This window comes from Armatimonadota bacterium, from assembly GCA_031459715.1.
GTDB lineage: Bacteria > Sysuimicrobiota > Sysuimicrobiia > Sysuimicrobiales > Humicultoraceae > Humicultor > Humicultor tengchongensis.
Window position 1 is genome coordinate 1 of record JAVKIA010000031.1, and the last position, 14828, is coordinate 14828.

At 70.5% G+C, this 14828-nt stretch carries 14 protein-coding genes and 1 tRNA gene; all 15 read right to left on the reverse strand.

Going from position 1 to position 14828, the window contains the following annotated elements; genetic code table 11:
- Window positions 1-338: 338 nt before the first annotated feature.
- Window positions 339-914: a DUF6036 family nucleotidyltransferase gene (locus QN152_10635; GenBank protein MDR7539965.1), complete on the reverse strand. Its 576-nt coding sequence runs from the start codon at window positions 912-914 to the stop codon at window positions 339-341.
- A gap of 355 nt (window positions 915-1269) precedes the next feature.
- Complete coding sequence (locus QN152_10640; GenBank protein MDR7539966.1) at window positions 1270-2031, reverse strand: DUF5666 domain-containing protein; 762 nt, start codon at window positions 2029-2031, stop codon at window positions 1270-1272.
- A complete protein-coding gene (locus QN152_10645) occupies window positions 2031-3083 on the reverse strand; it encodes a sigma-E factor regulatory protein RseB domain-containing protein (GenBank protein ID MDR7539967.1) in 1053 nt (350 codons plus the stop codon). Before QN152_10645 ends, QN152_10640 begins: the two co-directional genes overlap by 1 nt.
- Entirely contained in the window at window positions 3080-3574 is a 495-nt protein-coding gene (locus tag QN152_10650) for a zf-HC2 domain-containing protein (protein MDR7539968.1), read from the reverse strand. The genes QN152_10645 and QN152_10650 overlap by 4 nt, the downstream gene beginning before the upstream one ends.
- Window positions 3575-3578: 4 nt before the next feature.
- A complete protein-coding gene (locus QN152_10655; GenBank protein MDR7539969.1) occupies window positions 3579-4205 on the reverse strand; it encodes a sigma-70 family RNA polymerase sigma factor in 627 nt (208 codons plus the stop codon).
- Between the two features lie 120 nt (window positions 4206-4325).
- Window positions 4326-4922: a helix-hairpin-helix domain-containing protein gene (locus tag QN152_10660; protein MDR7539970.1), complete on the reverse strand. Its 597-nt coding sequence runs from the start codon at window positions 4920-4922 to the stop codon at window positions 4326-4328.
- Between the two features lie 224 nt (window positions 4923-5146).
- The gene (gene leuS, locus QN152_10665) at window positions 5147-7600 is read right to left on the reverse strand and encodes a leucine--tRNA ligase (protein MDR7539971.1); all 2454 of its coding nucleotides are present in this window, start codon (window positions 7598-7600) and stop codon (window positions 5147-5149) included.
- A gap of 10 nt (window positions 7601-7610) precedes the next feature.
- Window positions 7611-8561, reverse strand: a complete 951-nt coding sequence (locus tag QN152_10670; protein ID MDR7539972.1) for a branched-chain amino acid transaminase — start codon at window positions 8559-8561, stop codon at window positions 7611-7613.
- Window positions 8562-8948: 387 nt separating this feature from the next.
- Window positions 8949-9024, reverse strand: a tRNA-Ala gene (locus tag QN152_10675).
- 140 nt (window positions 9025-9164) lie between these two features.
- A complete protein-coding gene (locus QN152_10680) occupies window positions 9165-9680 on the reverse strand; it encodes a MogA/MoaB family molybdenum cofactor biosynthesis protein (GenBank protein ID MDR7539973.1) in 516 nt (171 codons plus the stop codon).
- Between the two features lie 3 nt (window positions 9681-9683).
- Window positions 9684-10178 carry a cyclic pyranopterin monophosphate synthase MoaC gene (gene moaC / locus QN152_10685; GenBank protein ID MDR7539974.1) on the reverse strand — a complete coding sequence of 165 codons (495 nt, stop codon included), beginning with the start codon at window positions 10176-10178 and terminating at the stop codon, window positions 9684-9686.
- On the reverse strand, window positions 10168-11406 hold the full coding sequence (locus QN152_10690) for a molybdopterin molybdotransferase MoeA (GenBank protein ID MDR7539975.1): 1239 nt from the start codon (window positions 11404-11406) through the stop codon (window positions 10168-10170). The genes moaC and QN152_10690 overlap by 11 nt, the downstream gene beginning before the upstream one ends.
- A 74-nt stretch (window positions 11407-11480) precedes the next feature.
- Entirely contained in the window at window positions 11481-12215 is a 735-nt protein-coding gene (locus tag QN152_10695) for a sulfite exporter TauE/SafE family protein (protein ID MDR7539976.1), read from the reverse strand.
- A gap of 64 nt (window positions 12216-12279) precedes the next feature.
- Window positions 12280-13467 (reverse strand): glycine C-acetyltransferase, encoded by a 1188-nt coding sequence (locus QN152_10700; GenBank protein MDR7539977.1) that lies wholly within the window; start codon window positions 13465-13467, stop codon window positions 12280-12282.
- Window positions 13464-14579: an L-threonine 3-dehydrogenase gene (gene tdh, locus QN152_10705; protein MDR7539978.1), complete on the reverse strand. Its 1116-nt coding sequence runs from the start codon at window positions 14577-14579 to the stop codon at window positions 13464-13466. Before tdh ends, QN152_10700 begins: the two co-directional genes overlap by 4 nt.
- Window positions 14580-14828: the final 249 nt, after the last annotated feature.

Here is a 14828-nt window from a genome sequence, read left to right on the forward strand (position 1 = left end):
GACCGCGCACGCGGTCACGCTCCCCGTAGATAGTGGCGATACGTTGCTGGAACTGGTAGAAATCCATCGTCCCCCCCAGGTACCGAGGCACCATTCGCCTTCGCAGCTCCTCCGCCCTCCGGGGGCGGGTCGCAACGGTCACTCCCAATCAACCTGCTATCATCCGCTGCTGCTGTTCACTGGGGAGGGCGACTGTGTGGCGGCCAGCTGCGGCCGGGCAACGTCCACAGCGCCGAGCACTGGGACGAAGTGCTCCTGCCAGAGATCGAGCCGCCGGCAGTCCTCGAGGAGCGTCTGCGCCGGGAAGTGCGCGCGGAGTTGCGCGATGTTTCCCGGCGTCAGGCTTCTGGGTGAACCTCCGCCTCCAACTCCCTGAAGCGCCTCACCAGGGGCGACGATAACGTGCGCTCGAACTCCTGCAACCATCGCAGCAGGTAGGGGCGGTCGAGAGAGGGCGTCTTGGCCAGGATGGCGCGTGCGTCTTCGATATCCCTGGGGCGCCCGGCGACGATCTTGTGGATGAGCACGTCGTCAACAGACGCGAAGCGCACACCCGCGCTCCCGAGGGCCACCGTACGGGCGCGCGCCAGAGCCTCCTGTTCGTAAGCTGAGACGGACAGGATGAGATCAACGTCGATCCCCGTCGCGGCGTCCGAGCAGGGAAGCACGTAATTCCTCAGCGCCAGCTCCTGCGCCCCCGGGGCCGGTACGAGACCGGCCATGCGCACGATCTCCAGCAATTCCCCCAGGCGATCGGGGCCCACGCCCAGCGTGATGTCTATATCGCGGGTCAGACGGGGTTCGCCGTAGAGGATGGCGGCATGGCCGCCGATGACCATGTACGGAATGCCACGGGCTTCAAGGGTCGAGCCGATTCTTGCCAGGAGCGCGGAGTGCGTTGATGGCTCGTGCATAGCGGATGTCCGCCTCCAGGTCATCGGGGCCTCTAGGCTGCCGGAACGCGCCTACTTCCCGAGCGAATCGCCACAACTCTTCGAGGATAGCTAGGTTCTGCCTGTAGTCGGCGGGTCGGCGGAGCCGGCGGAGTTCAAAGGCATCCAGTTCCGACGTGCGCCTGATCATGCGTCGCCCCCCCGCCTCACTATAGCAGGCGGCTGCGGGGCTGTAGAGCATCGAGAGGTGAGGAGGCCATCCTGCACACATCCCTCCCGCCGGCCTCAAGGAGCCTGCAGGATCATCAGGGAACGAAGTTGCCCGTTGTTCTCACCCGCCGGCCGCAGCCATACCCTCCACCGAAAGCGACGGGATCTAGAGGCGGATGTCCACCACCCGGGCAGCGATGTAGGGCGGCGCCCCGGTGCCCAGGACCGTAACCACCGTCCCCGGCGCCAGTGCCCGGGACGACCGCAGGACCATCCCCCGCAAGATCCAGGTGTCGTCGCGCAGTGCCACCACGGCGCCACCCGAAAGGGCGAAGCCCACCTCCGCCCAGTACAGGGTGATCCGGCCGCTCATCCGCGTGGCCGTGCGGGGATCGAACAGAACCCTCAGGACCCTGGCGCTGAACGAGCCGTCGGAGTTCCGCGCTCCGTCCACCTCCACGATGGCGTGGGAAGCGAGGACACCAGAGACGACGGTGGCCCCGGTGACGACCACGGTGGTGAGCACGTTGTCCTCCCTCAGGACCGAGACCATGCTGCCGTCTCGCCCAACCACCACTCCCCGGAGGATCCCCCCGTCGCGCTCCACCCCCGCGGCCACCGCCCCTCCCAGCAGCATCAGGCGCAGGGCCACCGGCATCCCGCGGGGGACCGCCAGTGCCCACACCCGCACCCGCGCACCTGCCGCCAGGCCCCCGACGGCAGCGGGAAGGGCTGTCCCCGGAAGGAGGCGGAGCGTAACCGTCCCCCCTGTCTCCAGGCGCACCGTGAGCACCCCTGTGCCCACCTTCAGCACGACCCCGCTGAGGGCGTAGGGCTGGAGGCCCGCAGGCGCGCCCAGGGCAACCTCTGCCAGGAGGATGACGCAAAGAGCTGCGGCCGGCAGGACGGGCTGGCGAGGGAGGGGCATCAGCGGCCGGAGAGCTGCGCGGCCAGCGACAGCAGCACAGCCCGCGGCTGGGCGCCCACCACCACCAGGCGCAGCCCTCCTTCCTCCCACGTCAGCAGGCGGAGATCCCCCATTTCCACCACACGCAGGGAGAACTTCCCAAGGGTCACCGCCTCGCCGGTGGTTCCCCAGGCCCGCCCGTCCACCCTCTGTGCCGGAACCTGGAAGACGGAGATGGGTGCGGTTCCGTGCGTGTAGCGCAGGGCGGCGGCAGCCAGGGGACCATAGCGCACGGTCTGGGCCCGGTCAAAGCGCACTCCCGGCGGCAGCGTGCCGGGCGTGCGCACGCGGAAGCCCACAGCGCGCTGCACCGCCTCCAGCGTCACCCCCTCGCCCTCCGCAGCGAAGAGGGCGAAGGTCCGCGCACCGGCGGGCGCGCGGAAGCGGAAGAGAGCCGGCGGCAGGTTCAGGCTGAAGGACACGCGGGTGAAGTATGCCACGTACACGCCCCGGGCACCGCTGCGCTCCTCCACCCGCAGCGGCACGCCCGTAGCCTGGTCGATCCACAGGAGGCGGCGACCCTCCCCGCTCCTGGATTCCAGCCCCAGGACGAAGGTAGGCCGGCCGATCACATCCTCCGCGCCTGCCAGCACCAATCGGTAGGCCGCCTGCAGCGCGCGGAGCTGCTCCGCCGGCCGGCCGACGCGAGCCAGGGACGGTCCCTGGAACACCGTGTGCAGGGAGGGCTCGTAGTGCCACGCCTCGACGCCACTGTCCACCACCAGACGGCCGGCCAGCGTCTCCGGGGAGAGGAACTCCAGGCGGCTCTGGTTGGGTCGCTTGTGCGCCTCCAGGACTACCACGGTCTCCACGCGGTCGCCGCGGCGGGCAGAGATGAACTTTGTCCCCTCGTAGTCGATCAGGGCCGGCGCCGCCAGAGCACTGTAGAGGACGGCCGCTGCCCGGTCCGGTCCACCTCCCGCCTGTCGCCCGCTTGCTGGCTGCTGCCAGAGCCACAGCGCCCCAGCCGGCAGCAGTATCAGGGCGGCCAGGGTGGCCGCGCGACAGGTCATCGCTGCACCACCCCGCGCGGCTGCCCGACGATCCGGAGGTTGGCGTCGGTCACCAGCAGCGCCAGGTAGGCCCGGTCGGCGAGAGGGTCGGCGGCGGCGGCCAGCGCGTGCTCGCGAACGAACAGGTCGAGGCCGAACTCGGCGGCTCGCAGCCGGTCGATGCGTCCGCGGGCCAGCGGCACCAGCAACAGCAGGACCACCACGGCAGCCGCGGCCAGGGCCGCCGCCGGGCGGATGCGCCGTCCGGCGAACAAGCTCTGCCAGGGTGGCTCCCTCCGGCCGCCCAGCGCCGATCGCAGCTCCGGCCAGAAGGACTCCGGCAGAGGGCGCTCGGGCAGGCCGGCCAGCAGACGACGCACCCGCTCCAGGCGCGAGAGCTCCTCCTGGCAGGAGGGGCAGCCGGACAGGTGGCGGCGGACGGCCGCCTCCTCCTCCGGGGTCACCTCCCGGTCGAGGTAGGCTGAAAGCTGCCGTTCCGTGTGGTGTGGCACCGGGTCAGGGGACCTCCTCTCCGCCCGCAGGGACCTCCGGGACGGGGCGGGCCCTTGGGCGTTCCGGGGAGCGCTCACCCAGTAGTGGAGCCAGGCGCTCCTGCAGGGTCTTCCGTGCCCGGTGCAGCCGGGACTTCACCGTCCCCAGCGGGACCCCCATCACGCGCGAGATCTCCTCGTAGGAGAACCCCTCGATGTCGCTGAGGACGACGGCCATGCGCAGGTCGGGCGGCAGCGCCAGCAGGGCCTGCTGCACCGTGGCGTCCATCCGGGCGTCCAGGGCCGCCTGGGGAGAGTCGGCGTCCGGTGCCGGCCACTCCCGGGTGACCTCGCCTTCGGGGGAGGGAATGGGCGCGAAGAGTGACTCCACCCGTCCCTTCGGCTGCCTGCGCACCAGGTCGATGTAGAGGTTGCTGACGATGCGGTACAGCCAGGGTTCCAGTGCCGCCGCCGGGTCGATGCGGCGGAAGGCTCGAAATACCCGCAGAAATGCCTCCTGCGCCAGGTCCTTGGCGTCGGCGTCGCTGCCGCACATCCGGTAGGCGATGTTGTACACGTAGGACCCGTACCTGTGGACCAGCGCCTCGTAGGCGGCGAGCTCCTCCGCCGTCAGGGATCGTTCGTCCCCCACCGGTTCCGGGCGGCGCCTTTCCTGGTCGTCCCGCTTGTGAATACGCAACCGCGGACGGAAGGGTTCGGCCAGTTCCGCTGCGTCAGGGCGACCCGCACCACACCGGCCGGTGGGCAGGTCCTACCGCAGCCGCAGCAGCGGCCGCAGCCGCTCCAGCATTCTGGGGCCGATCCCCTCCACCTCCAACAGGTCCTCCAGGCGCTCGAACCTTCCGTGAGCGCGCCGGTGCTCCACGATTCGCCGCGCCAGGACGGGCCCGATTCCCGGGAGCGCCTCCAGCTCGGCGGCGCTGGCGGTGTTTGGATCCAGCGGCCCGGGGGGAGGCGCGGCAGCCCCGGCTGTGGCGCCCGCGTCTACCCCCTCCGCCCCCTCCGGCAGCACGGGCTCGGGCACCCGGGGGATAAGCACACGCTCTCCGTCGCGCAGGGGCTGGGCCAGGTTAACCGCCTTCAGGTCGGCGAGAAACGTCGGCCCACGGGCCGCCTGCAGCGCATCGGACCAGCGTGCCCCCGGGGGAAGCCGGTAGATGCCGGGCACCACCACCTCCCCGACCACGTGCACCAGCAGCGCGGCCGGCGTGGGGGAAGGCGGCAGCAGGGAAACCTCCCCCGCTGGCCGGCGCATCCATAGCCGGCCGACCACCAGCAACGTCACCCCGGCCACCAGGGCCAGAGCGATCTGCTCTCGCCGCAGGGGACGCGGCTCGCCGGTCTCCACCGATGCTCCCTCCGCACGGCCGGAGGTCGCCGCACGGCTTCATCGCCAGGCGCATAACGTCACCGGCCGCCGCACGCCTTCATCGGCCGCCGGCAGGTGTTTTTCCGGCCCGGCCGCTTGTGGGGGCAAGCCCCTTCATCCAACTGCCTCCGGTCCGGGCTGCGGGCAGTGCCATCCCGGCCCCCACCGGCGCCTTTCTGCGCTCAGGTGGCATCACGCCCGGGTTAACGGACGACCACGTTGACCAGCCGGCCTGGCACTACGATTACGTCGGAGGGCGGGCGTCCATCCAGGACGCGGCGCACCCGCTCGCTTTCAAGGGCCAGCCGCTTTGCCTCCTCCGCGGAGATGTCGAAAGGCACCTGTAATCGGTCCCGAACCTTGCCGTTGACCTGGATCACCAGCGTGACCTCCTCCGCCCGCGCCAGCTCCGGGTCGTACTGCGGCCAGGCCTGCTGGTGGATGGAATAGGGACGCCCGGTTCTGGCCCACAGCTCCTCAGCGATGTGCGGGACAAAGGGCGCCAGCATCAGCAGCAGCGCCTGGATGGCCTCCTCCCAGACCGGCCCGCTGCCTGAGGGGGTCCCCTTGACGCTGTGCAGGAAGTTGGTGAACTCCATCAGCGCCGCCATGGCCGTGTTGAAGCGAAAGTGCTCCAGGTCTTCCGTGACCCGCTTGACGGTAGCGTGGGTGCGGTGGCGCACCTCCCGCAGGGAGATACCGGCGTCGGCGCGGGTGTCCTGCGGCACGGGGTCAGTGACCAGCCCCCAGACGCGGTGCAGCCAGCGGTGCACCCCCTCAATGCCTTTGGGGTCCCAGGGGCCTCCCTCGTGCCAGGGCCGCATGAACATCAGATAGCCCCGGACCGTGTCTGCGCCGTACCGGCGCACCTGCTCGTCAGGGTCGACCACGTTACCCCGCGACTTGCTCATGCGCTGCCCGTCGGGCCCCAGGACGATCCCCTGGTTGTACAGGCGCAGCATGGGCTCGTCGAAGTCCACCAGCCCCAGGTCCCGCATTACCTTGGTCCAGAAGCGGGTGTACAGCAGGTGCATCACCGCGTGCTCGATACCGCCCGTGTACTGGTCCACCGGCAGCCAGTAGCGCCCCACCTCCGGGTCGAAGGGTCGAGTCTGGTCGTGCGGGCTGAGGTAGCGGTACTGGTACCAGGAGGAGTCGATGAAGGTGTCCATGGTGTCGGTCTCCCGCTCGGCGTCCTCCCCCCCACAGCGGGGACAACGCACCTTCCGGAAGGCTTCGTGGTAGCGGAGCGGCGACTCTCCCGTGGGGCGGAATTCCGCGTCGTACGGCAGAAGAACCGGCAGGTCCTCTTCCGGCACCGGCACTGTCCCGCAGGTCTGACAATAGATAATCGGAATGGGCGTCCCCCAGTACCGCTGTCGGCTGATCAGCCAGTCGTGCAGCCGGTAGGTGACCATGCGCCGGCCCACACCTCGGCGCTCCATCTCGTCGGCGATGCGCTGCCACCCTTCGGGACTGGGCAGGCCGTCGAAAGGACCGGAGTTGACCATGATCCCCTCGTCCAGGTAGGCGCGCTCCAGCTCCTCGCCCCGCCACCCCGGCGGCGCCACCACCACCCGGATGGGCAGCCCGTACCTGCGGGCGAACTCGAAGTCCCGCTGGTCGTGGGCGGGGACGCCCTGAATGGCGCCCGTGCCGTAGGAGAGCAGGACGTAGTCGGCCACAAAGATGGGCACGGACTCACCGTTCATGGGATTAATGGCGTAAGCGCCGATGAAGACACCGTCCCGCTCCTTCTCCGTAGACAGGCGCTCGATGTCCGAGGCGCGCGCCGCCTTGAACTTGTAGGCTTCCACTTCCGCCCGCCGCTCCGGAGCCGTCAGCTCATCCACCAGAGGGTGCTCTGGCGCCAGCACGGCGAAGGTCATCCCGTAGACGGTGTCCGGCCGCGTGGTGAAGACGGCAAAGGACCTGCCCGGGTGGTCCCGCACGGGCAGGGAGAACTCCACGCCCCCGCTGCGGCCGATCCAGTTCTGCTGCAGCACCTTCACCCGCTCCGGCCAGTCGATGTGGCTGAAATCCAGCAGCTCGTCGGCGTAGGCGGTGATCTTGAGGAACCACTGCTCCAGATTCTTCTTCACCACCGGCGTACCGCAGCGCTCGCAGACCCGGTCCTCCCCCACCACCTGCTCGCGGGCCAGGGTGGTGTTGTCCTGCGGGCACCAGTCCACGGGAGCCAGGGCACGGTAGGCCAGCCCGCGCTGGTACATCTTCAGGAAGAACCACTGGTTCCACTTGTAGTAGCCGGGGTCGCAGGTGACGACCTCCCGCTCCCAGTCCCAGGACGCGCCCATGGAACGCAGCTGGCGGCGCATCCGTTCGATGTTGTCCATGGTCCAGGTGTAGGGATGGATGCCGTGCTGGATGGCCGCGTTCTCCGCCGGCAGGCCGAAGGCGTCGAAGCCGATGGGAAACAGGACGTTGTAGCCCTGCATGCGCTTGAAGCGGGCGGCGGCGTCGCTGGGGGCCATGGCGTACCAGTGCCCGATGTGCAGGTCCCCCGACGGGTAGGGATACATGGTCAGGAAGTAGTACTTGGGGCGGGGGTCGAAGTCCGGCGCGTGGTACAGCCGGTCAGCTTCCCAGCGGGCCTGCCACTTCTGCTCCATGCCCTGGGGCGTGTATCGGTCTGCCATTGTCCTCCTCCTATGACGGGGCTGCGCCCACTCCCGCCGGCCGCACAGGGGTGCGCCAGCCGTGGCGGTCGGGCAGCCGTCCCTCGGCCAGGGCGAAGAACTCCTCCTGCAGGCGTGCGGTTATCGGCCCGCGCCTTCCGGCGCCCACCGGAATCCGGTCCACAGAGCGGACCGGGGTGATCTCGGCGGCGGTACCGGTGAAGAAGACCTCGTCAGCCACGTACAGCATCTCCCGCGGTAGCAGGGCCTCCCGTACGGGGATGCCCAGGTCGGCGCACAGTGTCAACACCACCTTCCGGGTGACCCCCGGGAGGATAGAGCTGGACAGCGGCGGGGTGGAGACGACGCCGTCCCTCACCACGAAGACGTTCTCCCCGGAACCCTCGCTGACATAGCCCTGCACGTCCAGGACCACCCCCTCGGCGAAACCGTTGTCGGCCGCCTCCATGGCCACGAAGGCGGAGTTGACGTAGTTGCCGCCCACCTTGGCCATTCCCGGGTGGGTGTCCGGAGCCACGCGTCGCCAGGACGAGACCATGACATCCACGCCCTCTTCCAGCGCCCCCTCCCCCAGGTAGCGTCCCCAGGGGAAGGAGGCCACCGCCACCTCCACGGGCGACTTGCGTGGGTCCACGCTGAGCGACCCCAGGCCGCGGAAGACCACCGGGCGGATGTAGCAGGCCTGGTGCCCGTTACGCGCCACCACCGTTAGAATGGCCTGGCGCAGCACCCCCGTCTCATAGGGCGGTTCCATGCGGAAGATCCGGCAGGAGTCGTAGAGACGGCGCAGGTGGTCGTCCAGGCAGAACACCGCCGGACCCTCCGGGGTGGCATAGGCGCGGATGCCCTCGAAGACGCTGCTGCCGTAGTGCAGGGCGTGCGTCAGCACGTGCACCCGGGCCGCCTCCCATGGGACGATCTCGCCGTTGAACCAGATCACCTCGGACGCCTGCACGTGCACCCCTCCCCAAATGCCGGGCCGCCTTCGTCCCAGGGACGAAGGCGGCCTCCGCGGTACCACCCTGATTGGCAGAACCGGCCGCTGGCCGGCTCATGCCCGCTTCAGCCCGTCACGTGGGCAAACGGAGCCGGCTCACCGCGGTGTGATCCCACCCGTTTCGCCAGCACGGGCTTCCGGACGAGTTCGGTGCACCCCGCCGCCGGCTCACACCCTTCCGCCGGCTCTCTCCTGCGGGGAGCTCACCTACTGCTTCCGGGCATCGCCGACTTTAAGCCCATTGTAGGGAGCGTGGGCACCAAGTCAAGCCTCGCCGTGCTGAATGACGGACGTGCGCATCGCGAGGACAAGCACGCCAGAAGAGGCACAGGCAGGACGTGACGGACGACGTGGTGGACCGGAGGGGATTCGAACCCCCGACCTCCTCAATGCCATTGAGGCGCGCTCCCAACTGCGCCACCGGCCCACGTAATCTGACGGTGAGGACGTCAGTGTTATGAGCGCAGCGTTCGCCGGAGAGCTTTCGGCGTGACGGGCAGCCTTCGACGTGAGTATAGAAAGGGCGCGGGTGACCGTCAACAACGGCGCCCAATACCGCAGCTTCCCTCAAGGGCGGTGCGGGACCCCCCAGGGCGGAGGCTGCTCCCCGAGCAGTTCCAGCGCGTGCGGCAGGACCGGTGCCAGCACCTCCAGCCACTCCCGCGCCCCCCGGGGACTGCCCGGCAGGTTTAGAATCAGCGTCCGCCCGCGGATCCCGGCAACTCCGCGAGAGAGGATAGCCAACGGGCTCGCGTCCTGGGTGCGGGCGCGGGCGGCCTCGGGCAGCCCGGGGACCAGACGCTGCACCACGTCCAGTGTCGCCTCCGGGGTGACGTCTCTGGGCGCCACCCCGCTGCCACCGGTGGTCAGCACCAGATCCACTTTTAGGTCGTCGGCGTAGGCCCGCAGGCGGGCGGCGATGGCCTCGCGGTTATCGGGCAGCACGTCGCGCGCCGCGACCACCGCCCGGGCTGCAGCCAGCATCTCCACGATCGCGTCCCCACTGGTGTCAGGCTGTCGCCCGGCGGATACGCTGTCGCTCACGGTGAGGACGGCCACGCGCCGCCCGGCCAGGGTGGCCACGGGTCAGAGCGGCTCGCCGGGGCGGCGGAACTCACCGCTGCGCCCCCCGCGCTTGGCCACCAGGCGTACCCGGTCCACGGTCATCCCCCGGTCGACAGCCTTGCACATGTCGTAGATGGTGAGCGCCGCAACCGCCACCGCCACCAGGGCCTCCATCTCCACCCCGGTGCGGGCCACCGTGCGGGCCACCGCCTCGACGGCCACGCGGTCCGGCGGTGCGGGGCGGCAGGTCACCTGGACGTCGGTCAGGGGAATGGGGTGAGCCAGCGGGATCACTTCGTGCGTCCGTTTGGCGGCCATCACCCCCGCCACCTGGGCCAGGGTGAGGACGTCGCCCTTGGCCACCTGGTTCTCCTGGATGAGCCGCAGGGTCTGCGGCCGCATCACCACCTCGCCGCGGGCTACCGCCTGGCGCGCCGTCTCAGGCTTGCTCCCCACGTCCACCATCCGCGCCCGACCCGAGCGGTCCAGGTGGGTGAGGCGGCGCCTAGTCCTCAAGCAGCTCCACCTCCACGGGCTCGCCGACATCCACCCGGGCTCCGGCAGGGACAATGACGATCCCGTCCGCGCGCACCATGGAGGTGAGCAGGCCGGACTGGGCCGGGAGCGGATGTGCCCACAGGTCCTCCCCGCGTGCTTCCAGGGCAACGCGGGCGTGCTCCTCCCGCTCCGCCGGGGCTACAAGTGCGCGCGCGGCCCGCGCGCGGATCCGGACGCCGGGCCTGGGGTCCTCCGCCAGCCCCAGCAGCCGCGCCAGTACGGGACGGACGAAGACGTCGAAGATGACCATGGCTGAGACCGGGTTCCCGGGCAGCCCGATCACCGGCCGGGTGCCAGCGACCGCCAGTACTGTGGGCTTCCCCGGCCGGATGGCCACTCCGCGGACGACGATGCCCGGCGGCCCCAGCGCCCGAATGGCTTCGGGGACAACGTCCCGCTCACCCACCGAGCTCCCCCCGGATATCAGCACCACGTCGTGGGCCTCCACGGCGGTGCGCAGCCAGCTCTCGACGGCCGACAGGTCGTCAGGCAGGATGGGAAAGCGCACCGGGACCCCGCCTGCGCGTTGCACCAGCCCGCCCAGGGTGTAGGTGTTCATGTCCCGGACCTGCCCCAGGCGCGGGGACCGGTCCGGCGGGACAACCTCATCGCCGCTGCTGGCGATGGCCACCGTGGGGCGGCGCCGCACCAGCACGCGGGAGTGACCCAACCCGGCCAGGATGCCCAGGTCTTGCGGCCGCAGGCGGCGGCCCGCGCGCAGCACCACGCTTCCGGCTGGCACGTCCTCGCCCCGAGGGAGGACGTTTTCGCCTGGCCGCAGTGCCCTGCGCACCTCCAGGGTGGCGCCATCCGCCCGCACGTCCTCCTGCATGACCACGGCGTCGGCCCCCGGGGGCAGCATCCCTCCCGTGGGGACACGTACTGCCTCGCCCGGACGCACCTGCGCTCCCGCAGCCTGACCCATGTGCACTTCGCCTGAAAGCCGCAGGCGCACCGGGGCGGCCTCCCCGGCTCCGGCGGTGTCTGCTGCGCGGACGGCGAAACCGTCGACGGTACAACGGTCGAACGGCGGCAGGTCCTCTCCGGCTACCAGGTCGGCGGCCAGGATACGGTCCAGCGCCTCCTCCAGTGGCACCGTCTCCGTCCCCAGCGGGGCCGGTGCCAGGACGGCCAGATAGCGGTCGCGGGCCTCGGAGGGAAGGGCAAGCGTCCGGAAGGCGCGCATGACGGCGTCAGTATAACATGGGGCCTGCGCCCCTCAGCGGCCCTTCCGGGCGCCGGAACTGGCAGCCTGCAGCGTCAGGGGAGCAGCAGCTTTAGCCCGGCGATGATCAGGACCAGGGCCAATAGCCGGCGCAAGGCCGTCGGACCGAGGCGACGGCTGCCCAGCTCGGTGCCGACCAGACCCCCCGCCACCGCCGCCCCCGCCCACAGGTACACCGGTGGGGGCAGCGACCCAGTCCGCCCAACTACGCCGGCCAGTCCGGCGGCGGAGTTGATCAGGATGAAGGCCGCCGCAACCCCCGCCTGCTCCCGGACCGTGGCCCACCCGGTCAGCACCAGCAGCGGGCTGAGGAAGATCCCTCCGCCCACGCCGGTCAGCCCGGCGAGCAGTCCGATGCCCGCCCCCAGCAGCGCCGCCAGCCAGAGCTGCGGACGCCGGTGGATCGGGCCGCTCCGCTCCCGGTCGGGCAGGAAGAGCCGCAGAGCACCGGTAAGGAGGACCGCCCCGACCACCCACCGGTAGAACACACCGGGCAGCGCCAGCGTCCCACCCACGAAGGCCAGCGGCACTGAGGTGGCGGCAAATGGCGCAAACGCCCGCCAGGAGAAGAACCCGGCGCGAATGTAACGGAAGGCACCGATGCCGGCCACCAGGATGTTCAAGGCCAGGGCGGCTGGCCGCATCACCGCCGGCTCTATGCCGGCCAGGGCCATGAGCGCCAGGTAGGCCGAGGCGCCTCCGTGCCCCACTGAGGAGTACAGCAGGGCCGCGGCAAAGATAGCCGCCGCCAGAACGGCCGGGACCGTCATCCGTGTCCGTCCTCAAAGCGCAGGGGCACCAGATGGCTGCTTGCTCTGGCCACGGAATGCGCGGCTAGATCAGGCGCAGCTCCTGGCCCGCCTGCCGGAAGGCCTCCAGTGCCCGCTCCAGATGCTCACGGGTGTGCCCCGCGGTGACGATGGTGCGCACGCGGGCCTTGCCCCGCGGGACCGTGGGATAGGCGATCCCCAGGGCGAAGACGCCGCGGTCGAACAGCCTGTCGGAGAGCTGCATGGCCCTGGCCTCGTCACCCACGATCACGGGGGTGATGGGGGTCTCGCTGTTGCCGGTGTCAAAGCCCAGTTGCTTCAGCCCCTCCTTGAAGAAGCGGGTGTTCTCCCACAGGCGGGCGATCAGCCCCTCCTCCTCCTGCACCAGACGCAACGCCTCCAGCGCCGAGGCGGCCACCGAGGGAGGGTGCGAGGTGGAAAACAGCAGCGGCCGGGCGCGGTGGATCAGGTAGTCCACCAGCGTCTGGCTGCCGGCCACATAGCCGCCCAGCCCGGCAAACGCCTTGGAGAGGGTGCCCACCTGGATGTGCACCTTCCCGTGCAAGTGGAAGTGGTCGATGGTGCCCCGGCCCTGCCGGCCCAACACCCCGCTGGCGTGGGCGTCGTCCACCATCATGATTGCCCCGAACTCCTCCGCCGCCGCCACCAGGTCGGGCAACGGGGCGATGTCCCCGTCCATGCTGAAGACCCCATCGGTGATAAGCAAGACGCGGCGTGCGCCCCGCGAGGCGGCCAGCAGCCGGCGCGCCGCCTCCACGTCCCGGTGCTGGTAGATCTTCTTCTCTGCCCCGGAGAGCCGCGCCCCGTCGATGATGCTGGCGTGGTTGAGCTCGTCGCTTACGATGACGTCCTCCTTGCCCAGCACCGCGGCCACGGTGCCGGCGTTGGCGGTGAACCCCGACTGGAAGAGGAGGGTCGCCTCCGTCTGCTTGAAGCGGGCCAGCTCGGCTTCCAGCTCCCGGTGGATGGCCATGTTCCCGGCGATGGTTCGCACTGCACCCGGCCCCACACCCAGCGCCTCCACGGCCCGCCGCGCCGCCTCCTTCAGGCGCGGGTGGTTGGCCAGGCTCAGGTAGTTGTTGGAGCAGAGGTTAATCACCTCCCGCCCGTCGTAGACGGCCACCGGGGCCTGGGGCCCGCTGAGCAGCCTGGGCCAGCGGAAGAGCCCGCGCGCCTTCAGCTCCCGCAGCTCGTCGTCGAGATAGGCCAGGGGGTTGACCATGCTCTTCATCCTTTCACCTCCTCCTGCGCGGCCAGGACGAAGACCACCTTCCCGGCCGCGCCGGCCTCAAGCAGGGCGAATGCCTCCTGGTATGCCTCCAGGGGAAAGCGGTGGGTGATGAGCGGACGGATGTCCAGCCCGCGCTGCAGCAGGGCGGTGGCCTGCTCCCATGTCTGCCACAGGCGTCGGCCAAAGATCCCCTGCAGGTGTACCGCCTTAAAGATGATGTCGTTGGTCAGGTCCACCTCCACCGGCCGCGAGGGAAGTCCCAGCAGGGAGATCCACCCCCCGCCGCGCAGCGCCCGCAGTGCGTCGCGAATACCGCCCGGATGCCCGGACATCTCCAGGACCACATCTACGCCCTCCCCTCCGGTCGCCTCCCGCAGGCGGGCAGGCACGTCCCCTGCCGCGTCCAGCACCAGGTCGGCTCCGGCCTGCCGGGCCAGCGCCCGCCGCTCCGGCCGCAGGTCAGAGGCGGCGATGAACGCAGCTCCAGCGGCCCGCAGCACGGCGATGGCCATCAGGCCGATGGGGCCGCAGCCGATCACGGCCACGCGCCGCCCCGCCGGATCGGTGGCCAGCGCGGTGTGCACCGCGTTGCCCAGCGGGTCCATCACCGCTGCCACCTCCAGCGGGACGGTGGCCGGGTCCAGGCGCCAGGCATTTCTCGCCGGCAGGACCACGTAGTCGGCAAAGGCCCCGTCGCGATCGATGCCAATAATCTCCAGACGGTCGCAGATGTGGGCATCGCCACGGCGGCAGGCCGGACACTGGCCGCAGGCCACGTGCCCCTCCCCGGCCACGAAGTCTCCCACCTGCACCTCGCTGACGCCGGGGGCGACGGCGGCCACCGTGCCGCAGAATTCGTGACCGACCACCCGCGGGGGACGGACGCGGGAGGCGGCCCACTCGTTCCAGCGGTATATGTGCAGGTCGGTGCCGCAGATCCCTCCCGCCGCCACCCTCACCAGCACCTCTCCCGCCTGAGGCACCGGCACCGGGAGCGTGGTCAGGGTCAGGCCCGGCCCCGGGACTGGCTTGACCAGCGCGCGCATCCTGCCGGGCAGCGTCGGGGGCCGGTTGGGTAGGAGGTCGGGCTGGCGAGCGGCCGGCCGCGCCACCGGCAGCCCACTTTGGGCCGCACCGCGCGGGGGGTGCCCAGAAGGCGTGTACGGCTGGCTCACAGGCGGCCCCCTGTGTTACCCTGGCGTTACTTCGCCGTGACAGAGTGGCGACGTGCGCGGTGGACGATTGGGCATCGGAGCCATCGCCGGACCGTTCCGGGCGGACGCCATCTGCACTATGGCCGCTGCGCCGCGGGGTGTCAAGGCGCGCCCCGAGACGGCGCCGCGGCCCAGAGACGGCGCGCA

Excerpts from the sequence above, each read along its gene's own strand:
- QN152_10635 (MDR7539965.1), bottom strand. The coding sequence starts at position 914 with ATGCACGAGCCATCAACGCACTCCGCGCTCCTGGCAAGAATCGGCTCG.
- QN152_10640 (MDR7539966.1), bottom strand. The coding sequence starts at position 2,031 with ATGCCCCTCCCTCGCCAGCCCGTCCTGCCGGCCGCAGCTCTTTGCGTC.
- QN152_10645 (MDR7539967.1), bottom strand. The coding sequence starts at position 3,083 with ATGACCTGTCGCGCGGCCACCCTGGCCGCCCTGATACTGCTGCCGGCT.
- leuS (MDR7539971.1), bottom strand. The coding sequence starts at position 7,600 with ATGGCAGACCGATACACGCCCCAGGGCATGGAGCAGAAGTGGCAGGCC.
- QN152_10690 (MDR7539975.1), bottom strand. The coding sequence starts at position 11,406 with ATGCGCGCCTTCCGGACGCTTGCCCTTCCCTCCGAGGCCCGCGACCGC.
- QN152_10695 (MDR7539976.1), bottom strand. The coding sequence starts at position 12,215 with ATGACGGTCCCGGCCGTTCTGGCGGCGGCTATCTTTGCCGCGGCCCTG.
- QN152_10700 (MDR7539977.1), bottom strand. The coding sequence starts at position 13,467 with ATGAAGAGCATGGTCAACCCCCTGGCCTATCTCGACGACGAGCTGCGG.